This window comes from Pseudoduganella plicata (assembly GCF_004421005.1).
Classification (GTDB): Bacteria; Pseudomonadota; Gammaproteobacteria; order Burkholderiales; family Burkholderiaceae_D; genus Rugamonas; species Rugamonas plicata.
Genome location: NZ_CP038026.1, coordinates 5,612,263 through 5,632,236 on the forward strand (window position 1 = coordinate 5,612,263; position 19,974 = coordinate 5,632,236).

The following is a 19,974-nucleotide window of genomic DNA, read 5'->3' on the forward strand; positions in this document are numbered from 1 at the left end:
CCGATGCTTGTTGCCATATGTGCGCCAGCGTACTGATGCTGTGTTGTACTTTCGGCTATAACTACAACTACATCACGACGTTTAACTTTTGAGGAGAAAAAGAATGAGCCCTCGTCTTACCCTGCCTGCCCTGTTTGCTTCCGCGTTACTGCTGTCCGCATGCGCCAGCCAGAAGGCGCCAGCCACCGCCGATGTCGCCGTGTCCCAGGCTGCTGTCGAGAATGCAGCCCAGGCCGGCGCCGCCGAGCTGGCGCCTGCCGAGCTGACGTCTGCCCGCGAGAAGTTCGCCCGGGCCAACCAGGCGCTGAAGGAGCGCGACTACAAGCTGGCGTCCGAGCTGGCCACGCAGGCCCAGGCCGAAGCGAAGCTGGCACAAAGCAAGGCCACGTCGGCCAAGGCCACCAGCGCCGCCGACGCGGTGCAGGAAAACGTCCGTGTGCTGCGCGAGGAACTCGATCGCGCCAACAGCGCCAACAAATAAAGGGAGGATCCGATGAAAAAAACCTTCACGCAAAAGACCGTCACGCCATTGATGCTGTCGCTGGTCCTGGCCGTGTCCGCCTGCAGCTCCACGCCCGTCACGACGAGCACGCTGGACCAGGCCCGCAGCGATTACACGGCTGCGCAGAATGGCGCCGTGGCGCAACATGCGCCGAATGAATTCAAGGCCGCCACGGAAGCGCTGAACGCCGCCAACACCGCTGCCGCCAACCGCGAAGACCTGTCGAAGGTCGATCAGCTGGCCAGCCTGGCGAAAACCAAGATTGCCACCGCACAGGAAGTGGCCCGCACCAGGCTGGCCGAGTCCAGCCTGTCCAGTTCGAAGCAGGAGCAGGAACGCGTGCGCCTGCAGGCCCGCACCGCCGAAGCCGAAGCGGCACGCCGCAACGCCGAACAGGCGCAGCGCGACGCCGAAGCAGCCAAGGCCCGCGCCGAGCAGGCCACGGCCGCCACGCGCGATGCCCAGGCCCAGACCCAGGCTCTGGCAGCCCAGCTGGCCGAACTGCAGGCCAAGCAGACCGAACGCGGCATGGTCGTGACACTGGGCGACGTGCTGTTCAATACCGACCAGGCGGTCCTGACGTCCGGCGGCATGTCGACCGTGCAGAAGCTGGCCAATATCCTGCGCGAGAATCCGGACCGCACCGTGCTGGTGGAAGGCTTCACCGACAGCACCGGTTCGACGGCCCACAACCTGGAGCTGTCGCAGCGTCGTGCCGAGGCTGTCCGTGCCGCGCTGGCGCAGATGGGTGTCGAACGCAACCGCGTTGAAACGCGCGGCTACGGCGAGGCCTATCCGGTCGCCGGCAACAACACGGCAGGCGACCGTCAGCTGAACCGCCGCGTGGAAATCGTGCTGTCCGAAGCGGGCAAGCCGATCCAGGCGCGCCGCTAAACTCATCAAGCACCACTAAGGAAGATCATGTCCGATAACACCCCTACCCAGGCCAGCGGCATCGATACCGCGGCCATCCGGGCCGCCGCGCAGAATATGGCGGACGGTCCGGTGACGGCAGGCTACAAGGGCGACCGCGAAGCCGTGCTGAAAATGCTGAACGACGCGCTGGCGACCGAACTGGTTTGCATCAACCGCTACAAGCGCCACTACTACACCGTCAGTGGCCGGGCCAATTCCGGCATCAAGGCGGAGTTCCTGGAGCATGCCGGCGAGGAAGAAAAGCATGCCGACTGGCTGGCCGAACGCATCGTCCAGCTGAACGGCGAGCCCGACTTCAACCCGGCCACCTTGGCGGCACGCAGCCACGCCGAGTATGATGAATCGATGGAAGTGCAGTCGATGGTGCGCTCCAACCTCATCGCCGAGCGCGTGGCAATCGAAGCCTACCGCCAGATGATCGAACGGATCGGCGATACCGACCCCGTCACCACGCAGCTGCTGGTGAAGATCATGGCCGAAGAGGAAGAGCACGCGGACGACATGCGCGATCTGCTGGAATGAGCGGCGCGGGAGCGTGATCGAATTTGCACGATCCGCTCCTACGCTGTAGAGTTTTACTTCGGTTTTCACTTCAGGGAGCCGCCGGCGCGCCGCGGGTCCTTCAATACTGCCAATAAAGGAGCATCATCATGCTGGAAAATAACATCAGTACCGTCAACAACGACGTGAAAACTCTGGTCAAGGACGCCCAGGCCCTGTTCACCGCGGCCACCGCGCTGACGGGCGAAAAAGCGGAAGAACTGCGCGGCCGCGGCATGCGCGCGCTGGACACGGCGCTGGCAATAGCCCAGGAAGCCCAGGTCAAGGCTGTCGAGTCGAGCAAGGCTGCCGCCGCCACGACGGATGCCTACGTCAAGGACAATCCATGGCGCTCCGTCGCCGTCGCAGCTGGCGTGGGCCTGCTGGTCGGCGTCATCGTGGGCCGCAAATAATAACCCGTGGCTGGAGACGACATGGAACACTCCGAGCCGCATTCCCCCGGCCTCATCGGCTCGTTGGCCGGGGTCGCTAAAAACAGTCTGCGGCTCGTCCTGTCGCGGGTCGAACTGGCCGCGCTGGAGCTGTCGGAAATGCGCAATCACCTGGTCCAGCTGGCGGTGCTGTTCGCACTGGCGGTACTGGCAGCCTGGTTTGCCATTGCCTTCGGCACTGCCACGCTGATCTACCTCGTGTGGGAAGCGCTGGGCTGGAAGATCCTGCTGATTCTGGCGGTCGTCTTCGCCATCGTGGCCGTGGTCCTGATCATGTCGATCAAGAAGCTGATTCTGCAAGGCAAACTGGCGCTGACCGCCACAATGGCCGAGCTGAAGGCCGACCGCGACGCGTTGCTGTGAAAGGATTGCGATGAGCGACAAACACGAAATCACGGTGGACTATGCGTCCGCCAAGGCCAGGCTGATCAGGGAAGGCGAGCTGCACCGGCTCGGCGTGCTGCAGTCCAAGCATCATGTGGCGCATGCCCTCCACCCGGAGGTGCTGCTGCACGGTGCCATGGACATGGGCATCGCGGCCGTTCAGGCACGCTTCGCGGGCCTGCTGGCGGCGCGGATCCCGTCCGGCGGTGGCGGTGGCGGTGGCAGTGGCCTCGGGAGCATCCTCGGCAACGTCAACTACAAGGCGCTGATGCCGGTGGCGATCACGGTGGCATCCTTCATCTCGAAGCGGCGCCTGACGAAGCCGGCGCTGGCGCTGGGTACGGTGGCGGCCGCAGTCGCGGGCTGGTACTACCGTCGCAAGCAGAAGGTAACCGTCAACTACTGATGGCCCCGGCCGGGGCCGCAGCAAGAACGCCGCGTTTGCGGCGTTTTTTTTTGCTCGCCGCCCGAGCCGCGCCGCTGGTGTCGGATCCAGACTGGCGGCAATGCGCGCTACAATGCATTTCCCGCCAGGCCGGCGCCTGGCAATTCTTGCGAGGTGACGTTGTGGCGGAAGCTTCCATCAATCGACTCAACCCGGCCGGCCTGCGCATCGTCCTGGTACTGCAGGGCGGAGGTGCGCTGGGCGCCTACCAGGCGGGGGTCTATCACGCGCTGCACGAGCACGGTTTGTCGCCGGATTGGGTGGTCGGCACCTCGATCGGCGCCATCAATGCCGCGCTGTTGGCGGGTAATCGCCAGGCCGACCGATTGCGCCGCCTGCGCGAGTTCTGGGATGGCGTCGCCCACCGCGATGTTCTCGATCCCGTGCGGCTGTCGGACGATGGGCGCCGCGCCAACATCTGGCTGTCCACGCTCGATACGCTGTGGCGCGGCGTGCCCGGCTTCTTCAAACCGCGTCCGCTCGGCATGTTCGCTGCCGGCCTGCCCGTGCCGCCCGAGGAAGCGAGTTTCTACGACACGGCCGGGTTGACGGACACGCTGGAACGACTGGTCGATTTCGATTACCTGAACAGCCCCGAAGGCATGCGTCTGACCGTCAACGCGCTCAGGGTGCGCTGCGGCTCGCTGGTCAGTTTCGACAGCCGGGACGGTCACATCTGCGCCGATCACATTCGTGCCAGCGGCGCGCTGCCGCCGGGCTTTGCGCCCGTGCGCATCAATGGCGAGCTGTACTGGGATGGCGGCCTGTATTCGAACACACCGCTGGAAACCGTGCTGGACGACCGCTCGCAGGTGGACACGCTGTGCTTCATGGTGGATCTGTGGAGTGCGGAGGGGCCGGAGCCGCGTACGCTGGAAGAAGTGCAGACGCGGCAGAAGGACGTGACGTTCGCGTCGCGCTCGCGCCGGCACCTGGAGGACTACGTCAACACGCGGCGCCTCCAGCACAAGCTGCGCGAGCTGTATGCGGCGCTGCCGGATCGGGAGAAAAGCGCGCAGGGCGCACGCGAGCTCGATGCTCTGGGCTGTGGCAGCACGTTGCACGTCGTGCGGCTGCCGTATGCGGGGCGCGACTGGCAGATGGCCATGAAGGACATCAACTTTTCGAAAGGCTCGATCGAATGGCGCTGGGATCAGGGCTACCGGGATGCTTTGCGCGCGATCGGTGCGGCGGGCTGGCTGCGGTTCGTGACGGAGGACACGCCGCTGGTCGTACACGAACTGCCGCCGGTCGAGCGGGTGGCGTAGGGAAGGGCGGCCGTCGGCGCACAGGTCATCGGCCCACGGCCAGGCCATCGATACGGATGGCCTGGCATCGGATCGCGCGCAGCCACTGGTCAGGCACGGACAACGCGTCGGTCCCGCCGAGGGCATCGGCCCATGTGCAGGCACGACCTGGCTGGGGCGCCAATCGCGGCGCCCCGACCCATCACCGTTGTTTCAAGGTTTATTGAGACGGTCCCGTCGTTTCGTGCACGCCGCCCATCTGGTTCGATGCCGTAACAAGCTCGCGCGCGTGCGCCATGTCGTTGCGGTACGTCTCGCGCGCTTCCTTCACGCACGCGCTCCTTTCACTGGCCTGGGCCCGCTTGCATTCGGCCAGCGCTTCGTTCAGCGCGGCACCGATTTCCTTCTTCTTCGTGGCCAGTTGCGCCTGGAGCGTCCCGTCCTCTTTCATCCAGCGCGACGGTTCGCCACGAGCCAGTTCGCGTTGCTGGTGTTGCGCGGTCGCGGCCGGCGTGGTCTGGGCGGCCGCGCCGGTCGACATACCCAGCCCAAGCACGCCGGCGAGCAGCGTGCCAATCAAGGTCTTGTTCATGCTGACTCCTTCCTCAAGTAGAAGGGCGCCCGCTGGCGCCCCAGCTGCAGTTACAACCTGCCTGTCAACAACATGATCAGCAGGACGACGACAATCAGTCCGGCAATGCCGCTGGGCGCATAGCCCCAGCTGCGGCTGTGTGGCCACGTCGGCAGTGCGCCGATCAGGACGAGGACCAGGATAATCAGAAGAATGGTACCCATGAATACTCCTTATTGTGGTTATTGGGCACTGGGCCCGGGGAACGTACGGCGATCGATCCCGGCTGACCCGGTCATACTGTGGCGATGCAATCAAAACCGCTGCAACGGCTCAGTAACGATACACGCGACCGTCAACCATGCGCACACGGCTGCCCGCGCGCAAGTCATATGCACTGTCCTGATTTACCGTGCGGTAGTCGCCGTTGTCGAGGCGTACGCTGATCTGATAGATATCGTGCGGAGCGTTTCGGTTCTCCTCGACCTTGTTCCCGACCAGTGCACCGCCGATGGCGCCGGCCGCCGTGGCGGCCGTGCGGCCACCGCCGGAGCCGATCTGGTTGCCCACCAGCGCGCCCACGAGGCCGCCGGCAACGGCGCCTGCGCCACTGGTGGCGGGATCGACCCGCACGACCTGGATGGATTCGATCGTGCCGTACGTGGCCGCGTCGGCCCGCGTCGAGTAACCGGTACCGGTGGAATTATTGGTGCTTGCGCAACCGGTCGTCAGCGCAGCGACCGCGAGCATGACAGCGGAGAGTGCTTGCGTGGTTTTCATTGTGTCCTCCTGGAAGTTGTGATGCCAGATTAACCATACCTGCCGCCAGGGTCTGTGCGATGCCGCACCATCGCCTGCCGAGCTTTCTGTTGTAAAAACTGCAGCTATGTTCGCCAGCGAACAGAAAGGTTAGCGCAACTGTTGCACACTGTTGTCATTGCAGCAAAAGATCGGTTAACACTTCGGAGGAAGCATGAAGTTTGTAGTCTGTGCAGCGGCGATCGTGGCGACGGCATTAGGTATGCTGCCCTCGATGGCCACTGCGGCGGCGTCGCCGGAGGCAAAGGCGCTGTACCGCAACGCGAAAGATGCGGCGCAGGCACAGTACAAGGAGGCGCGGGCGCAATGCGACGCGCTGGCGGGCAACCCGAAGGACGTCTGCGTGGCCGAGGCCAAGGCGGCCCGGGTACGCGCCGAGGCGGATGCCACCGCGCACTACAAGAATACGCTGCGTGCCTATACAAAGGCGCGCCAGGATATTGCCGAGGCCGACTATGCTGTCGACCACAGCCGCTGTGAAGCGTTGACGGGAAATGACAAGGACGTCTGCATCAAGCGCGCCAAGTCGACCCGTACGGCGGCACTGGCCGATGCCAGGGCCGACAAGAAAGTCATCGAAGCGCGCAGCAATGCGCGTGAAGATAAACGGATCGCCGAGTACAAGGTCGCTGCGGAGAAGTGCGACGCCTTGTCCGGCACGCCCAAAGAGCAGTGCGTTTCGGCTGCTAAAACCCGGTTCGGTTACTGACCGGCTGGACCCAAGCTCGTTCCCGGGCATTTTTTAGACCACACCAGAAGGAGTTTCACCATGAAAATCGCTCAAAAAGTCGTTACCGCAGTGTTCGCCGCCGCTACCGTGTTCTCCGTCGTCGGCTGCGCCGGCACGTCCACGAAAGAAGGCACGGGCGAATACGTCGACGACGCAGTCCTGACCACCAAGGTCAAGGCATCCATCTTCAACGAGCCAACCCTGAAGACGACGGAAATCAACGTCGAGACCTTCAAGGGCACCGTGCAGCTGTCCGGCTTCGTTGCTCAGCCAGGCGACATCACCAAGGCGGGCGAAATCGCTCGCGGCGTCAAGGGCGTGAAGTCCGTCAAGAACGATATCCGCGTCAAGTAAGGAGGCGCGGCCGGTGCTGCCCACGGGCGGCACCGGCGGCTCTGCACCATGGATCGCCCGCCCCATCTCGGATCGCCGGCCGATGCGCCGCCCCTCGACGCCTCGCCGGATGCCGGTACGGATCATGCGGGCAAGCTGCATTTGCCGCTGCATGTACACGCACGCGGCCTGGCCCTCGGCATTATCGCCACGGTCGCCTTTCTGTTTGCCCTGCAATGGGCACGCAACTTCCTTGTCCCGCTGCTGCTGGGCATCTTCATCGCCTACACCCTCAACCCACTTGTCTCCTGGCTGGAACGCCTGCACATCAAGCGCGCCTTCGGTGCCACGCTGGTAACGGCTGCCATCCTGTTCGGCTCGGCCGTCACGATGGACAAGGTGCACGGCGAATTCGAAAACATCGTCGACGAACTGCCCACGATCACCCATAAACTGTCGCGGCTGCTGGCATCGACGACGGGCGGCAGCACCAGTACGCTGTCGCGCATCCAGGCCGTGGCGACGGAGCTGGAGCAGGCCACGGCCGGCAGCCAGGCGCGCCGCGCGGCCAAGCGCCAGCAGCCCGCGACGGCGGAGTCCGGTACTGGCGGCATCCGCGTGATGGACTGGGTGTGGGTCAGCGCCCGCGGCCTGGCCGGGTTCCTCAGCCAGGCAACGATGGTGATCTTCCTCGTGTTCTTCCTGCTGCTGTCGGGCGATACCTTCAAGCGCAAGCTCGTCAAGCTGACGGGGCCGTCGCTGTCGAAGAAAAAGATCACTGTGCATATTCTGGAGGACATCAACACGTCGATCCAGGCTTATATGTTCATGCTGCTCGTGACCAACGTGCTGCTGGGCGTACTGATGTGGGTGGTCCTGCGCGCGATCGGGCTGGAAAACGCGGGCGCCTGGGCCATCGTCGCGGGACTGCTGCACATCATGCCGTACTTCGGACCGTTGCTGATCACCAGTGCCACAGGTCTGGTTGCCTTCCTGCAGTTCGAATCGTTGCAGATGGTGCTGCTCGTCACGGGTGCCTCGCTGGGCATCGCCACGCTGGTCGGTACCTTTGTCACCACCTGGATGACCGGCCGCATCGCCCGGATGAACGCCGCCGCCGTCTTCGTCAGCCTGCTGTTCTGGGGCTGGCTGTGGGGCGTGTGGGGGCTGTTGCTGGGGTGCCCGTGATCGTCGTGGTGAAGGTGGTGGCCGAGCGGGTGGAGGGGATGGAAGTGGTAGCCGAACTGCTGGGCGAATAGGCCCGAAATGGGGCCGGGGACGCTCACCCGCAGCGCCCGCCCCAAGCCTTTGCATCGAGGCATCTCCGCCTCGACGCGCCGCAAGGCGCCAGGCAGCGCCCGTTCCGCGTTACTTCAACTTCAGCTTGCCCTGCTCGTCGCGCGGATGATGCTTCAGGCTGCCCAGCTTCAACGCATACTGCCGGGTAAATTCCGCGCCAAAGAAGAAGATCTGCGCCGAGTAATACACCCACAGCAGCAGCGCGATGGTCGAGCCGGCGGCACCGAAGCTGCTGGTGACGCCACTGTTGCCGATGTAGGCGCCGATACCGAACTTGCCCAGCATGAACAGGGTCGCCGTACCAAGCGCGCCGATGATGACATCTTCCCAGCTCAGCTGGATGCGCGGCAGCATCTTGTAAATGACGCCAAACATCGTCGAGATGACGAGAAAGCTGATCAGGTGGTTGGCGATCGTCAGCACCACCGTGGCATCCGGCCAATAGCGCGACCAGAAGCGCTGGAAGATTTCCAGCGCGGCGCTGATGACAAGGGACGTCAGCAGCAGGAAGCCCAGCGCCAGTACCATGCCGAATGACAGCAGGCGGGTACGGATCGTGTCCCACACCGTGTTGTCGGTGACGGGCGGCAGCTGCCAGATATCGTCCAGGCTCGTCTTCAGTTCGGCAAACACGCTGGTCGCACCGAACAGCAGCAGCGCGCCGGCAATGATCGTGGCGATGCGGCCTTCGTCTTCATTGCGCGCACCGGCCAGGATCAGCTGGATCGCTTCCGCCCCCTGGGCGCCCATCATCCCGCGCAGCTGGCTGAACAACTCGCCCTGCGCGGCCTCCTTGCCGTAGAAAAAGCCTGCGATGGCTATCACCAGCACGAGAATCGGCGCCAGCGAGAACAGCGTATAGAAGGCGAGGGCGGCACCCTTGCTGCTGCCGCGGTGGTCGAACCATTCCATGACGGCGCAATAACCCAGATCGGGCAACTTCTTGGCGACGTGGGGAAACTTTCTCCAGTTCATTATTGCCTCCTAAAAGCAAAAAGGGGCAGTCGCCCCTTTTTGCATGGTCTCCGGCAGCCGGTCCGAAGGACGACTGCCCATTGCCGTTACTGCACGCGGCGTTCGATGGTGATCTGCTCGACTTCGACGCGACGGTTCGGTTCCAGGCACTTGATCAGGTCGGCACGTTTCTTGTCGTTGCACTGTACGACAGGTTCGTCTTCGCCCTTGCCCTGGGTTTCCAGGCGGTCGGCGGCGACGCCCTTGCCGACCAGGTAGGTCTTGACGGACGCGGCACGCTGTTCCGACAGCTTCTGGTTGTACGTTTTCGAACCGATGCGGTCGGCGTGGCCGGTGATCGTGATACCGGTCAGGCTCGTGTTTTCGTTCAGCACGCGGGCAATTTCGTCCAGCTTCGGCTGATCGCCGCGCAGTTTCGCGCTGTCGAACTCATACAGTTCGGTGGCCGACATCGTCACTTTCTCGAAACGTGCTGGCGGTGGCGGCGGTGCGACCGGCGCCGGTGCTGGGGCGGCGGCGGGTGCCATGGCAGGCGCCGGTGCCGGCGCGGCCGTAGGCGATGGGCCGAAGGCGAAGTTGAAGCCGACGTTGGCGACGACGTTGTTCGAACGGTCATGGCGGAACTCATCGCTGCCGATGAAGCCGTAGACGCTGCGCACATCGGCCTGGAACGATACGCGGTCGTTGATCACGGACTGGAAGCCCAGGCCGGCGTTGACGTATGGGGAGGTGCGGTGCGGTTCAGCCAGGCTCAGACGACGGTTTTCCTTGTCGCGCTCGGCACCGATACCGAACAGCACGAACGGACGGAAAGTCTTGCGGGAGAACATGTACAGCGCGTCCACGCCCAGCGTTTGCTGTTCGTAGCGGGCGCCGTTCTCGCGCGAACGACCGTAGGTGTAGCCCATCTGGATGTCCCAGTTCGGGGACACGGCCTTACCGAACTTCAGGCCGGCGCCATAGCCGGTCTTGTCGGTAGCCCAGTCCGAATCCGGCTTCAGGCCCATGACGCTTGGCTGAACGTACCAGTTCGGGTTGATGTTGGCTTCTTGTGCCGAGGCGGCAAACGAGGCGCACAACAGTGCTGCGGCGAGAGCAATATTCTTAGATTTATTCACTGAAAACTCCTGATGCGTTGATAGGTTAACTTGCTGCGACAGCAATTGCGAAAAGGAGGCCGGGATATTTGCTCTTCTTTCTGTATTGCGACAATTGCATTGCTGTTGGATCAAGTGTAGGGGCCACCTGACCCGATCTTCGGTGCGCTAGCGCACAAAATGCTTGCGTTATATCAAATGTGTAGGGTGATTACAACAGAAACCCTACCAAAAGTGTACTGTCCAACTGTGAATGTGTGGGGTTTACCGCACTTTTGATCATTTCTTGCCTGAAACATATCGTGCCAGTACGCATGCGCATGGTGACCGACGCCGGCAGTTTTCATCCGCTGTCCGGGCTGCACAGCAGTTGGAAGATCGCGCGAGGCTGTCCGTCGTGGCGGCTGATGAGTGCAACGCCGGACGCTGCCCGGAGTCGACCGGCATTGAACAACGGTTGACTTGTAGTAACCGGGTTGCCTGAGCATATCGACGGTGCCGGACCGATGTGCCTTTCGCGTTCGGGGAGGCAGCATACCGAATAAAAGTCGAGCGATAGCGTTTCAGCCATTTTGTGTTCGTTGCCGCACAGACTCCAAGGCCTTATAAGGGCAATCTGGAGGCTACAGATTTAGATGTGACACGGCATCCAGGGTTCCGTGTCTTTCGGCTACCGTTATGAAGGAGTGTTCAAATGCATGCAATCCGAGAAACTCACGACCTGTCGAACAGCGATATGATGGCAGCCCACGACGTCCGTGAAGCGTCCGCCCCTGCCGCCAAGGCCCGTCTTGCACTGGTCGAGCGCCCGGGTCCGGGCACCGAGCGCAAGGCATTGTCGCTGGCTCCGATCGAGCGTGTACGTTCCACTTCGGCAACTTTGCGTCGCATTGAGAATATGCAAAAGCTGATTGGCGAACTGCAGAACCACGAAATGCTGGCAGACGAGATCGCGTGGTTCCTGAAATTCTCGCCGTCCGGCGCCCGCAAGTACATCCGCGACCTGCGCGAAGCCGGTGTGATCGAGCTGGCTCGCTACATCGAAGGCACCGCTACGTATCTGGGCAAGGCCGTGTACCGCCTGACGCCGGATGCGGAACGCGTGCAGGCCTTCCTGGCCGCGATCGTACAGCCTAAACGCGAAGGCGCGCCACCGCGCAAGGAGCGTCCGAGCCTGCGCGAGCAGAGCATGGCGGGCAGCGGTCGTCACTTCCATATCCTGGCGGACGACACGCATTACGCCATCCGCGTCAACCGCGGTCCCGTCACGCGCGATCCGCTGGTGACCGCACTGTTCGGCGCGCCGCAGTCGCTGCAAAAGGCCCAGCAGTAACAGCTCTGCCCGGGAAGGTGGTGGTAAGCTCGAACGGTAGCTTACCCGCCACCAGCGCCGTCCAGTTGCCGAGCCTTTACAATGTCGTGCCGTTGAATTTGTCACGCCGTTGAATTTGTCACGCCGTTGAATTTGTCACGCCGTTGAATTTGTCACGCCGTTGAATTTGTCACGCCGTTGAATTTGTCACACCGTTGAATTTGTCACACCGTTGAATTGTCACGCCGTTGAATTGTCAATAACACGCCCCATCTGTGTCAGACATGACTCTTGGACGGCAGAATGGACGCATTGCTCGGTATCGCCCTGTTGGCGGCGGCTCTCGCCACGCCTTACTGGTATCCCCGCTGGACGCTCAAGCGCGCCCTGGCCCGCCCCCTTTCGGCGCCTGCCGTGCGGACGCTGCGCGAGTACATTCCCGTCTATGACCGCATGACGCCGGCGCTGCAGCAGCAGCTGCACCGCCTTGTCGCGCAATTTCTTCATCAGAAAAAGTTTGTCGGCTGTGCCGGTCTCGAGGTGACCGACGAGATGCGCGTGGCCATTGCCGGCCTGGCGTGCATGCTCCTGCTGGACCGTCCCAGCAAGGTTTATCGTCCGCTGCACACGATCCTGCTGTACCCCGGCGCCTTTGCCGCACCGCGGCAGGACGTCGGCCCCGGCGGCATCGTGACGGACGTGCGCCAGACCATGCTGGGCGAGTCCTGGACGGACGGCCGCGTGGTCCTGTCGTGGGACGACGTCGCCCGTGGCGCCCTCGAGTGGAGCAGCGGCCACAACGTCGCGCTGCACGAGTTCGCCCACCAGCTGGACAGCGAGTCCGGCACCACCAACGGTGCGCCTTACCTGGGTAGCGAGGAAAACTACCGGAGCTGGTCTACCGTGCTGTCGCGCGACTTCGCCCACCTGCGCCACGAGGCGTGGACCGGCAATCCGGACAGCGTCCTGGACCACTACGGTGCGACCAGCCCCGCCGAGTTCTTTGCCGTTGCCACCGAGGCGTTCTTCGGCAAGCCATGGCAGTTGCGCGAGCGGCATCCCGCGCTGTTCGACGAGCTGCACAAATACTACCGCGTCGACCCGCGCGACTGGCAGGATGCGCCCACGCCGGCGTTGCCCGAGCCGGCCCCGCCCACGCTGCCGGCCAACCGCTCGTTCGCATGGGCGAACTGGTAGCGGCCCATTGAACGGCCGGAAGGTGGCCGCAGCCGGCACGGCATATGTGCGTCAGCGTACGGAAGCGCATGCGCTGCCGGGGCAAGCTGGCTGTGTTCATCTAGCGGAGAAAAATAATGACAACGATCATCGCAGGACATTTCCAGTTGCAGGACGAAGTCGACAGCGCCCGCCAGGCGCTGCTGGATGCAGGGTTTTCCAACGACAGCATCAGCGGCTTTTACGTCAGCCAGCCCGGGCAGCACGCGATGCACACGCTCGGTGGCGACCGCGACAAGTCACCAGGCGCCAAGGATAGCCCGGAAGGCCTGGCCAAGGGTGCCGCGACGGGGGGCGCGATTGGCGCCGCCATCGGTGCGGCCACCGTACCGCTGACGGGACCGGCCGGTCCGGTCGTTGGCGGTCTTGTCGGGGCGCACGTCGGCTCGCTCTACAGTTTTTCGCACATGAAGGAAAAAGGCGAAGCGGAACAGGGGGGCGAGAACGTGGCCGAGCCGCGCGCGCCGGGCATGATGATCGCCGTCGCACTGCCGGACAGCGACGAAGGTCGCGCCGTCGACTTGATGCGTAGCCTCGGTGCCAAGCGCATCGAGCGGGCCGAAGGCACGATTACCGGCGGCGACTGGACCGATTTCGATCCGCTGTCGCTGCCGCGATATATCTGACGCGAGCCTTGTATCGGTGCGTCAGCGTTAATGTCCCGCACCTGAAGGACGTTGCCAGCCCTTTCAGTGGGCCATCAGCACGGGTACCGTCATTGCATCGAGCACGGTACGGGTAACGCCGCCCAGCAGCGTTTCGCGAAAGCGCGAATGGCCGAAGGCCCCCAACACCATCAGGTCGCAGCCGTGCTCGGCGGCCAGCGCCAGCAGGGACTCGCCTGCCTGGGACGGTCGTTTCAGCAAACCCTGGCGCGGACTCGATGCCAGCGCTACCCCCGCCGTCACGCCGTGGCGCGCCAGCCACGCCACCAGGTCCGCGCCAGGCGGTTCGCCGAAGAGCACAGGGTGCAGATCGGCATCGAGGATGGCCACCGTTACCTTGTCTGCCCGCCGCAGCAGCGGCAACGCTTCGCGCACCGCGCGCGCCGCTTCCTTGCTGGCATTCCATGCCACCAGCACGTCGCGCCCCGGCGTGGGCGCACCCGGGCTGGCGACGCCGGCTGTGCTGACCGAAATCGACGACAGCGGCCGCGCCGTGTGCGGCACTACCAGCACGGGGCAGCCCGATTCGGTCAGCACTTCGGCCGGGAAGTTGGCGGCGCTGCCGTGCTGTTCCGGCAGCGCCTGGCCGACAATGGCCAGGTCCGCATGCCGCGCCACCAGCGCCAGACCGGCGCCGGGTTCGTCGTCCAGCAGGCGCTCCTCGAACGAGTGCACGCCCAGCGCGCGCAGCTGGGGCGCGAAGCCCGCGAGCGCACGGCTGGCCCGCCCGCGCAGCACGTCGAGGTGGCGGGCCAGATTCGGATCCTGCTCGTCCACCATTTCGTTCTGGTACAGGAAGCGCGACACGCCGGTCAGCGCCACGCCGATCACGTGCGCTTCGTGCTGCAGCGCCAGTTCGGCCGCCATCAGCACCCGCGCGGCGACGTGCGGCGTCTCATCGAGATGTACGAGAATCGTCTTGTAGGTCATGGTCGGATTATAGGAGTGCTTGCGCGGCGGCTGCGCACTGCTTGCCGTGCCGTGCGGGGCAACGGTGGGCGGCCGTTCGGGTCAGCGCCGTGCCTGTTCCACGCGGGTCTGGCATTGGATGCAGAGCGCGGCTTCGGGCCGGGCGTCCAGCCGCGAAACGCCGATCGGCTCGCCACAGCTTTCGCAGGCGCCATAGTCGCCGCTGTCGAACTTGGCCAGCGCATGACGGATCGCCGCCAGCTGGGCCAGCCGGTGCTCGTCCGCTTCCGCTTCCAGCTGGTTCAGCGTGCGGTTGCTGGCGCTGTCGGCAGGCGACGTTTCCACTTCCTCCACGGCCGGCGTACGGTTGAACTCGCTGTTCGGACGGCCCGCGAACTGGCCGAGCAGGGCATCCTTGCGCTGCTCCAGCAACGCCTTCAGCGCCGCCAGCCGGTCCGGTGTGAGATCGTTCATGTTTTCATTGTAGGCGCGTGATCCGGTTTTCGCGAGTCGACTTTGAAAGCCGCCAGGTTGTCCTTCAGGTCTTCCAGCGCCGCCGCCGCGTCCTTCGGCTGGTGCCCGACGACGGCGCCGGCAAGACCCAGCAGTGCGGCGACAATGCCGGCAATGTCCTTGGCCCGGTCGATACGCCGTATCGTCTCGCGTGCCTGTGCCGCCAGCCGCAGGATCTCCTGTGCCGGCACCTCCAGCCCGGCAACGGCATAGCGGGCCGAATCCACATACAGGCTGTTGGCACGCTGACGCAGCTCCACTTCCTGTTCGAACAGTGCCTGCGCCTCGGCGTGCGTGACGGGCGCCGCCGCGTCGGCGCCGGCGTCGTCCACCGTGCCGTTGCGGCGGATGGCGCGCATGATGCTGGCGTGCAGCTCGTTGGCACTGGCGGACAGGCTGTCGGCCAGTGCTTCGATATCGGCCGGGGAGGTGGCGGTCTGGCTCATGGCGTGGCTCCTGCGGTGGCGGGCGGGTTCATGGATGGCGTGGGAGGACTTGCGACGCGCATGGTGGACGGCGCGATGCCGTAGTCGCGGGCCAGCGCCTGGTGCTGCATCTGAATGTCGTTGACGTGACGGGCGGCTGCCGTATGGCGCAGCCCCAGCAGGCGATATTCCGCTGCCTTGTCCTGGCGATGCGCCTTGGCCAGCACGGCCAGCAGGCGGTCGCGCGGGTTGTCCGCAAATGGCGTCTCCACATCGAGCATGCCCAGGACGATGGCACGCTCGTTGTCGTGCGTCTTGTCGTAATGGCGCAACACGGTACTCATCGCATCGAGCGAGGCCTGCATCGGCTCGTAGCCGTCGCGCAGCATGGTCTGCACGGCCCGGTCCTGTTCGCGCCCGCCGACGAGGCGGGCCAGCAGCCGCGCCAGGCCGGCGTAGGCATTGACGTGGCGCTCCGTGATGCCGGCATCCGGCCACGCCTTGATGCCTTCCGCGGTGGCCTTGATCTGGTCCTGCATGTCGAACTGCTCGCCACCGGCAAGGGCGCCGAGCGCACGCATGTAGGTGACGACGGCGTGATGGATGGCGATGAAGTCGGGATAGGCGTCGCGCCGTTTTGCGTCAATGGGTTTTTCGCGCGCATCCGCGGCGGGCGTCAGGTACGGTTGCTCGCGCTGCCAGGTGTCCCGGTAACGCTGGCTCAGGTCCGTGTACGAGCTCAGTGTGGGCGCCTTGGCCGCGAAGTCGCGCACTTCCGACAGCCGCTGCTGGCTGGCGCAGCCGGCCAGGAGGGCCATGATCCACAACAGCAGCAGCCGCTGCAGCAGTCTGCCGGGTGCGGCAGGGGCAGGAACAGACGCGTGCATGATGAACCTTTCTCGTGACCGATATCAGTATCTTGCTGGATGCGAAACGACTGCCGTTTGCGGCAACGCAAGGACATGCGCTGCCGTCCCGGATGCCATGGCTGACGCGTCGCCAGGTTGTCGGCGTCAGCGCATTGTCAGATTATCGTATTTGTATGACCCTGCGCCAGTCCAACCCGGCAAGCGTATCGCCATGGGGACGGTATTCGCAGCCGACCCAGCCGTCGTAGCCCAGCTCATCGAGCAGTGCCAACAGGCCGGGATAGTCGATCTCGCCCGTGCCTGGCTCGTGCCGGCCCGGGGCGTCGGCGATCTGGATGTGGCGGATCGACGGCAGGCTGTCGCGCAACCTCTGCGCCACCGGCTCGCCCATCCGGTGCATGTGATAGATGTCGTATTGCAGATACAGGTTGGGCCGGTCGGCGGCGGCGATGATGTCGAGTGCCTGGGTGCTGTCCTGCAGGAAGTAGTCCGGCGTGTCGTGCCCGTTGATGGGTTCGATCGTCACGCCGATGCCGTGGGGTGCCAACAGGTCGGCCGCATACTGCAGGTTGACGATGTAGGCTTCGCGCGCCCGGCGCAGATCGAGGCCGCGCGGCACGATGCCCGCCATGCAGTGGACATACGGCACGTGCAGCCGCGTGGCATACCGCACCGCAGTCTGCGCGGCCGCGCGGAATTCGCCCATCCGGCGCGGATCGCAGGCGTTGCCGCGGTCGCCCCGGTCCCAGTCACCCGGCGGCAGGTTGTGCAGCACGAGCCGCAGGCCGTTGTCGTCCAGCCGGCGCGCGATCTCGTCCGGCTCGTAGGCATAAGGAAACAGGAACTCGACGGCGTCGAACCCCGCGGCGCGCGCGGCGGCAAAACGGTCGAGGAAGCTGTGCTCCGTAAAGAGCATGGACAGGTTGGCGGCAAAGCGGGGCATGAGGGATCTAGGGGCGGAAAGTTGCAATATTAGCAGCATTGTCCCTTGTGGTCAGGTCCGGCGTTCGGACAAACCGTGGCGGGGTCAGGTCCGGCATTCGGACAAATGCGACTTCCACGGCCCGGGCTGTATTCGAATGTCGGGCCTGAGCCAGGGCATGGGGCTGTGCCCGTGTCCGAATGTCGGACCTGTTCCGGCAAAAAAAAGCCACCGCAAGCGGTGGCTAAACTCGATCGCCCAACCAGGCACGAATCAAGAAGGTAATCGGTGTGTTCGTGGATCAGCGGCCGCGGCCGCCGCCGCCCGTACGGGCCTGGGCCGGTGCGCCGGAGCGCTGGCCGCCGCCGCTGCGGGCGACGTTGCCGTTGGCGCTGCGGCCGCCATTGCCGGCACCGCCGCGGCTGCCGCCGTTGCCGTTGGCTGCGGCGCGGGGCTGGCTGCCGCCGGCCGGCTTGCCACGGCCGCCGCCGCCATTGCCGCCGCCCGGACGGGAATTGCGGTGATGGCCGGTACCGCTGCGCAGCTGGATCGGCTGGGCGCGTGCCGTCGGGTCCGGCTCGAAGCCAGGGATGACTTCACGCGGCAGCGTCTGCTTGATGAGCTTTTCGATGTCTTTCAGCATGTCGTGCTCGTCCACGCAGACCAGCGACACCGCCTCGCCCGTCGCGCCGGCGCGGCCCGTGCGGCCGATGCGGTGCACGTAGTCTTCCGGCACGTTCGGCAGGTCGTAGTTGACGACGTGCGGCAGCTGGTCGATGTCGATGCCGCGCGCGGCGATGTCGGTGGCGACCAGCACCTGCAGCGTGCCGTCCTTGAACTCGGCCAGCGCGCGGGTACGCGCCGACTGGCTCTTGTTGCCGTGGATCGCCATCGCGCCAATGCCGTCCGCGCCCAGCTGTTCGACCAGCTTGTTGGCGCCATGCTTGGTGCGGGTGAACACGAGAACCTGCGTCCATTTGTGCGTGCGGATCAGGTGCGACAGCATCGGATGCTTCTTGTCGCGGTCGACCGGGTGGATCTTCTGCGCGATGATCTCGACGGTCGAATTGCGCCGTGCCACTTCGATCGTGGCCGGGTTGTTCAGCAGGCCGTCGGCCAGCGCCTTGATCTCGTCCGAGAACGTGGCCGAGAACAGCAGATTCTGGCGCTTCGGCGGCAGGGCGGCCAGCACCTTGCGGATGTCGCGGATAAAGCCCATGTCGAGCATGCGGTCCGCTTCGTCCAGGATCAGGATTTCCACCTTGTCCAGGTTGACGGTGCCTTGCTGCATGTGGTCCAGCAGACGGCCCGGCGTGGCGACGAGGATGTCGACGCCATGCTTGAGCAGCTTGATCTGCGGGTTGATGCTGACGCCGCCAAAGATCACGGCGGAGTTCAGTTTGGTGTATTTGCCATAGACCTTGACGCTTTCCTCGACCTGCGCGGCAAGCTCGCGCGTCGGCGTCAGGATCAGGGCGCGAATGGCGCGCGGCGACGTGTTGTTCGCCAGCTTTGCGCCCACGGCGTCGGTGGACAGGCGGTGCAGCACCGGCAGCGTGAAGCCGGCGGTCTTGCCGGTGCCGGTCTGGGCGCCGGCAAGCAGGTCGCCGCCGTTCAGCACAGCCGGGACAGCCTGGCTCTGAATGGGCGTCGGCGTCGTGTAACCCGTTTCGGTAACGGCGCGCAGGATCGCGTCGGACAGGCCAAGTTGAGAGAAGGACATAGGTACTCGATCGTTAATCTACCCCGCCACAGTTGGCAGGTGGAAAAGAATGCATCCGGGCGGAATTTCCGCACAGATAGTATAGCAGTGATTATCCGCGCTAATTTCGCTCTGGAAATAAAAAAGGGAGCTTTCGCTCCCTTTTTTGTAACAATGTCACACTGCATTGTGCTTTTGTTATGCAAACTCCGCCAGCAGGCCGACCAGCTGGCCGAACACGCGCGGACCGGCCGCGATGATGTTGCCGCTCTCCATATACTTCGCTTCGCCGTTGAATTCGCCCGCGATACCGCCCGCTTCCGTTACCAGCAGCGAACCGGCCGCGATGTCCCATGGCTGCAGGCCTTTTTCATAGTAGCCGTCCAGGCGGCCACAGGCGACATACGCCAGGTCCAGCGCGGCGGAACCGGCACGACGCACGCCGTGCGAACGCTCGGCCGTGATGGCGTACATCTTGAGATATTCGTCCAGGGCCTTCGGGCTGCCGTTCTTGTAGCCCGTGCCCAGCAGGGCGCCGCTGATACGGTCCAGTTTATTGACGCGGATACGCTTCTCGTTCAGATACGCGCCGGCGCCTTTTTCAGCGGTAAACAGGTCATTGGCGACGGGGTCGTAGACGAGGCCCAGCGTGATCACGCCGCGCTGCTGCAGCGCGATGGACACGGCGTACTGGGGGAAGCCGTGCATGAAGTTGGTGGTGCCGTCCAGCGGATCGATGATCCACACGAATTCACTCTCGTCGTTCACATTGCCCGTGGTGCCCGATTCCTCGCAGACGAACGCGTGGCTGGGGTAGGCTTTTTGCAATACTTCGATGATGGCCTGCTCGGCGGCCTGGTCGACATCGGTCACGAAATCGTTGTGTTGTTTTTCGGTAACAGTGACCCGGTCCAGGTCGAACGATGCGCGGTTGATGACGGCGGCGCCGCGGCGGGCGGCTTTCACGGCCGTGTTGAGCATTGGATGCATGTGCAATTCCCCAAATGGAAGCGCGACCCCGCGCACGCACCAAGGGCACGTTCGCCGGGATCGAAAATGTGAACAAGAATGAATTAAAGAGCGGTGCGCCG

At 64.3% G+C, this 19,974-nt stretch carries 24 protein-coding genes and 1 pseudogene; 13 read left to right on the forward strand and 12 right to left on the reverse strand.

The features are described from left to right. The first annotated feature begins 103 nt into the window (after nucleotides 1-103). The 7 genes from E1742_RS24690 (at nucleotide 104) to E1742_RS24720 (ending at nucleotide 4,527) form a co-directional block, all read left to right on the forward strand. Nucleotides 104-481: a DUF4398 domain-containing protein gene (locus tag E1742_RS24690; protein WP_134387684.1), complete on the forward strand. Its 378-nt coding sequence runs from the start codon at nucleotides 104-106 to the stop codon at nucleotides 479-481. A gap of 12 nt (nucleotides 482-493) precedes the next feature. Further along, complete coding sequence (locus E1742_RS24695; RefSeq protein WP_229466317.1) at nucleotides 494-1,396, forward strand: OmpA family protein; 903 nt, start codon at nucleotides 494-496, stop codon at nucleotides 1,394-1,396. Between the two features lie 27 nt (nucleotides 1,397-1,423). After that, nucleotides 1,424-1,960 (forward strand): ferritin-like domain-containing protein, encoded by a 537-nt coding sequence (locus E1742_RS24700; protein WP_134387685.1) that lies wholly within the window; start codon nucleotides 1,424-1,426, stop codon nucleotides 1,958-1,960. A gap of 128 nt (nucleotides 1,961-2,088) precedes the next feature. Beyond that, complete coding sequence (locus E1742_RS24705) at nucleotides 2,089-2,391, forward strand: ElaB/YgaM/YqjD family protein (protein WP_134387686.1); 303 nt, start codon at nucleotides 2,089-2,091, stop codon at nucleotides 2,389-2,391. Nucleotides 2,392-2,412: 21 nt separating this feature from the next. Further along, complete coding sequence (locus E1742_RS24710) at nucleotides 2,413-2,793, forward strand: phage holin family protein (protein WP_134387687.1); 381 nt, start codon at nucleotides 2,413-2,415, stop codon at nucleotides 2,791-2,793. A 10-nt stretch (nucleotides 2,794-2,803) separates the two neighbouring features. Beyond that, a complete protein-coding gene (locus E1742_RS24715) occupies nucleotides 2,804-3,220 on the forward strand; it encodes a hypothetical protein (RefSeq protein ID WP_134387688.1) in 417 nt (138 codons plus the stop codon). A gap of 161 nt (nucleotides 3,221-3,381) precedes the next feature. Next, nucleotides 3,382-4,527 carry a patatin-like phospholipase family protein gene (locus tag E1742_RS24720; RefSeq protein ID WP_229466320.1) on the forward strand — a complete coding sequence of 382 codons (1,146 nt, stop codon included), beginning with the start codon at nucleotides 3,382-3,384 and terminating at the stop codon, nucleotides 4,525-4,527. A 199-nt stretch (nucleotides 4,528-4,726) separates the two neighbouring features. On the opposite strand, the gene E1742_RS24725 is transcribed toward E1742_RS24720, so the two are convergent. The 3 genes from E1742_RS24725 to E1742_RS24735 form a co-directional block, all read right to left on the reverse strand. Continuing rightward, entirely contained in the window at nucleotides 4,727-5,098 is a 372-nt protein-coding gene (locus tag E1742_RS24725) for a hypothetical protein (protein WP_189568755.1), read from the reverse strand. Between the two features lie 50 nt (nucleotides 5,099-5,148). Further along, nucleotides 5,149-5,301: a DUF3309 domain-containing protein gene (locus E1742_RS24730; RefSeq protein WP_134387690.1), complete on the reverse strand. Its 153-nt coding sequence runs from the start codon at nucleotides 5,299-5,301 to the stop codon at nucleotides 5,149-5,151. Nucleotides 5,302-5,410: 109 nt separating this feature from the next. Further along, the gene (locus E1742_RS24735) at nucleotides 5,411-5,857 is read right to left on the reverse strand and encodes an outer membrane lipoprotein (RefSeq protein ID WP_134387691.1); all 447 of its coding nucleotides are present in this window, start codon (nucleotides 5,855-5,857) and stop codon (nucleotides 5,411-5,413) included. Between the two features lie 193 nt (nucleotides 5,858-6,050). Here E1742_RS24735 and E1742_RS24740 point away from each other — a divergent pair, with 193 nt between their 5' ends. The 3 genes and pseudogenes from E1742_RS24740 to E1742_RS24750 all read left to right on the forward strand — a co-directional run bounded on the left by E1742_RS24740 (nucleotide 6,051) and on the right by E1742_RS24750 (nucleotide 8,218). After that, a complete protein-coding gene (locus E1742_RS24740) occupies nucleotides 6,051-6,605 on the forward strand; it encodes a hypothetical protein (RefSeq protein ID WP_229466323.1) in 555 nt (184 codons plus the stop codon). 60 nt (nucleotides 6,606-6,665) lie between these two features. Continuing rightward, complete coding sequence (locus E1742_RS24745; RefSeq protein ID WP_134387692.1) at nucleotides 6,666-6,980, forward strand: BON domain-containing protein; 315 nt, start codon at nucleotides 6,666-6,668, stop codon at nucleotides 6,978-6,980. Between the two features lie 135 nt (nucleotides 6,981-7,115). Then, nucleotides 7,116-8,218: pseudogene (locus E1742_RS24750) on the forward strand (AI-2E family transporter). A 109-nt stretch (nucleotides 8,219-8,327) separates the two neighbouring features. On the opposite strand, the gene E1742_RS24755 reads toward E1742_RS24750, so the two are convergent. Both E1742_RS24755 and E1742_RS24760 read right to left on the reverse strand, forming a co-directional pair. Next, nucleotides 8,328-9,233, reverse strand: a complete 906-nt coding sequence (locus tag E1742_RS24755) for a YihY/virulence factor BrkB family protein (protein ID WP_134387693.1) — start codon at nucleotides 9,231-9,233, stop codon at nucleotides 8,328-8,330. 86 nt (nucleotides 9,234-9,319) lie between these two features. Then, nucleotides 9,320-10,351, reverse strand: coding sequence for an OmpA family protein (locus E1742_RS24760; RefSeq protein WP_134387694.1), 1,032 nt, complete (start codon nucleotides 10,349-10,351; stop codon nucleotides 9,320-9,322). Between the two features lie 877 nt (nucleotides 10,352-11,228). On the opposite strand from E1742_RS24760, the gene E1742_RS24765 reads away from it, so the two are divergent. The 3 genes from E1742_RS24765 to E1742_RS24775 all read left to right on the forward strand — a co-directional run bounded on the left by E1742_RS24765 (nucleotide 11,229) and on the right by E1742_RS24775 (nucleotide 13,504). Beyond that, nucleotides 11,229-11,663, forward strand: coding sequence for a winged helix-turn-helix domain-containing protein (locus E1742_RS24765; protein ID WP_229466324.1), 435 nt, complete (start codon nucleotides 11,229-11,231; stop codon nucleotides 11,661-11,663). Nucleotides 11,664-11,945: 282 nt separating this feature from the next. Next, nucleotides 11,946-12,839: a M90 family metallopeptidase gene (locus E1742_RS24770; RefSeq protein WP_134387695.1), complete on the forward strand. Its 894-nt coding sequence runs from the start codon at nucleotides 11,946-11,948 to the stop codon at nucleotides 12,837-12,839. A gap of 116 nt (nucleotides 12,840-12,955) precedes the next feature. Beyond that, entirely contained in the window at nucleotides 12,956-13,504 is a 549-nt protein-coding gene (locus E1742_RS24775) for a glycine zipper domain-containing protein (RefSeq protein WP_134387696.1), read from the forward strand. Between the two features lie 63 nt (nucleotides 13,505-13,567). Here E1742_RS24775 and E1742_RS24780 read toward each other — a convergent pair whose 3' ends face one another. From E1742_RS24780 to E1742_RS24810, 7 genes are all read right to left on the reverse strand, one after another. Next, on the reverse strand, nucleotides 13,568-14,473 hold the full coding sequence (locus tag E1742_RS24780; protein WP_134387697.1) for a universal stress protein: 906 nt from the start codon (nucleotides 14,471-14,473) through the stop codon (nucleotides 13,568-13,570). An 81-nt stretch (nucleotides 14,474-14,554) separates the two neighbouring features. Beyond that, nucleotides 14,555-14,926: a TraR/DksA family transcriptional regulator gene (locus tag E1742_RS24785; protein ID WP_134387698.1), complete on the reverse strand. Its 372-nt coding sequence runs from the start codon at nucleotides 14,924-14,926 to the stop codon at nucleotides 14,555-14,557. Then, entirely contained in the window at nucleotides 14,923-15,411 is a 489-nt protein-coding gene (locus E1742_RS24790; protein ID WP_134387699.1) for a hypothetical protein, read from the reverse strand. Before E1742_RS24790 ends, E1742_RS24785 begins: the two co-directional genes overlap by 4 nt. Next, the gene (locus E1742_RS24795) at nucleotides 15,408-16,277 is read right to left on the reverse strand and encodes a hypothetical protein (RefSeq protein WP_189568762.1); all 870 of its coding nucleotides are present in this window, start codon (nucleotides 16,275-16,277) and stop codon (nucleotides 15,408-15,410) included. The genes E1742_RS24790 and E1742_RS24795 overlap by 4 nt, the downstream gene beginning before the upstream one ends. Nucleotides 16,278-16,419: 142 nt before the next feature. Continuing rightward, a complete protein-coding gene (gene otnI, locus E1742_RS24800; RefSeq protein ID WP_134387700.1) occupies nucleotides 16,420-17,202 on the reverse strand; it encodes a 2-oxo-tetronate isomerase in 783 nt (260 codons plus the stop codon). A gap of 280 nt (nucleotides 17,203-17,482) precedes the next feature. After that, nucleotides 17,483-18,904 carry a DEAD/DEAH box helicase gene (locus E1742_RS24805; RefSeq protein WP_134387701.1) on the reverse strand — a complete coding sequence of 474 codons (1,422 nt, stop codon included), beginning with the start codon at nucleotides 18,902-18,904 and terminating at the stop codon, nucleotides 17,483-17,485. A gap of 177 nt (nucleotides 18,905-19,081) precedes the next feature. Next, a complete protein-coding gene (locus E1742_RS24810) occupies nucleotides 19,082-19,864 on the reverse strand; it encodes an inositol monophosphatase family protein (RefSeq protein ID WP_134388343.1) in 783 nt (260 codons plus the stop codon). Nucleotides 19,865-19,974: the final 110 nt, after the last annotated feature.

What these genes read in the sequence shown, in the direction of transcription:
- E1742_RS24690 (WP_134387684.1), top strand. Translation starts at nt 104, where the DNA reads ATGAGCCCTCGTCTTACCCTGCCTGCCCTGTTTGCTTCCGCGTTACTG.
- E1742_RS24695 (WP_229466317.1), top strand. Translation starts at nt 494, where the DNA reads ATGAAAAAAACCTTCACGCAAAAGACCGTCACGCCATTGATGCTGTCG.
- E1742_RS24700 (WP_134387685.1), top strand. Translation starts at nt 1,424, where the DNA reads ATGTCCGATAACACCCCTACCCAGGCCAGCGGCATCGATACCGCGGCC.
- E1742_RS24705 (WP_134387686.1), top strand. Translation starts at nt 2,089, where the DNA reads ATGCTGGAAAATAACATCAGTACCGTCAACAACGACGTGAAAACTCTG.
- E1742_RS24710 (WP_134387687.1), top strand. Translation starts at nt 2,413, where the DNA reads ATGGAACACTCCGAGCCGCATTCCCCCGGCCTCATCGGCTCGTTGGCC.
- E1742_RS24715 (WP_134387688.1), top strand. Translation starts at nt 2,804, where the DNA reads ATGAGCGACAAACACGAAATCACGGTGGACTATGCGTCCGCCAAGGCC.
- E1742_RS24725 (WP_189568755.1), bottom strand. Translation starts at nt 5,098, where the DNA reads ATGAACAAGACCTTGATTGGCACGCTGCTCGCCGGCGTGCTTGGGCTG.
- E1742_RS24730 (WP_134387690.1), bottom strand. Translation starts at nt 5,301, where the DNA reads ATGGGTACCATTCTTCTGATTATCCTGGTCCTCGTCCTGATCGGCGCA.
- E1742_RS24735 (WP_134387691.1), bottom strand. Translation starts at nt 5,857, where the DNA reads ATGAAAACCACGCAAGCACTCTCCGCTGTCATGCTCGCGGTCGCTGCG.
- E1742_RS24740 (WP_229466323.1), top strand. Translation starts at nt 6,051, where the DNA reads ATGAAGTTTGTAGTCTGTGCAGCGGCGATCGTGGCGACGGCATTAGGT.
- E1742_RS24745 (WP_134387692.1), top strand. Translation starts at nt 6,666, where the DNA reads ATGAAAATCGCTCAAAAAGTCGTTACCGCAGTGTTCGCCGCCGCTACC.
- E1742_RS24755 (WP_134387693.1), bottom strand. Translation starts at nt 9,233, where the DNA reads ATGAACTGGAGAAAGTTTCCCCACGTCGCCAAGAAGTTGCCCGATCTG.
- E1742_RS24765 (WP_229466324.1), top strand. Translation starts at nt 11,229, where the DNA reads ATGCAAAAGCTGATTGGCGAACTGCAGAACCACGAAATGCTGGCAGAC.
- E1742_RS24770 (WP_134387695.1), top strand. Translation starts at nt 11,946, where the DNA reads ATGGACGCATTGCTCGGTATCGCCCTGTTGGCGGCGGCTCTCGCCACG.
- E1742_RS24775 (WP_134387696.1), top strand. Translation starts at nt 12,956, where the DNA reads ATGACAACGATCATCGCAGGACATTTCCAGTTGCAGGACGAAGTCGAC.
- E1742_RS24780 (WP_134387697.1), bottom strand. Translation starts at nt 14,473, where the DNA reads ATGACCTACAAGACGATTCTCGTACATCTCGATGAGACGCCGCACGTC.
- E1742_RS24785 (WP_134387698.1), bottom strand. Translation starts at nt 14,926, where the DNA reads ATGAACGATCTCACACCGGACCGGCTGGCGGCGCTGAAGGCGTTGCTG.
- E1742_RS24790 (WP_134387699.1), bottom strand. Translation starts at nt 15,411, where the DNA reads ATGAGCCAGACCGCCACCTCCCCGGCCGATATCGAAGCACTGGCCGAC.
- E1742_RS24795 (WP_189568762.1), bottom strand. Translation starts at nt 16,277, where the DNA reads ATGCACGCGTCTGTTCCTGCCCCTGCCGCACCCGGCAGACTGCTGCAG.
- otnI (WP_134387700.1), bottom strand. Translation starts at nt 17,202, where the DNA reads ATGCCCCGCTTTGCCGCCAACCTGTCCATGCTCTTTACGGAGCACAGC.
- E1742_RS24805 (WP_134387701.1), bottom strand. Translation starts at nt 18,904, where the DNA reads ATGTCCTTCTCTCAACTTGGCCTGTCCGACGCGATCCTGCGCGCCGTT.
- E1742_RS24810 (WP_134388343.1), bottom strand. Translation starts at nt 19,864, where the DNA reads ATGCTCAACACGGCCGTGAAAGCCGCCCGCCGCGGCGCCGCCGTCATC.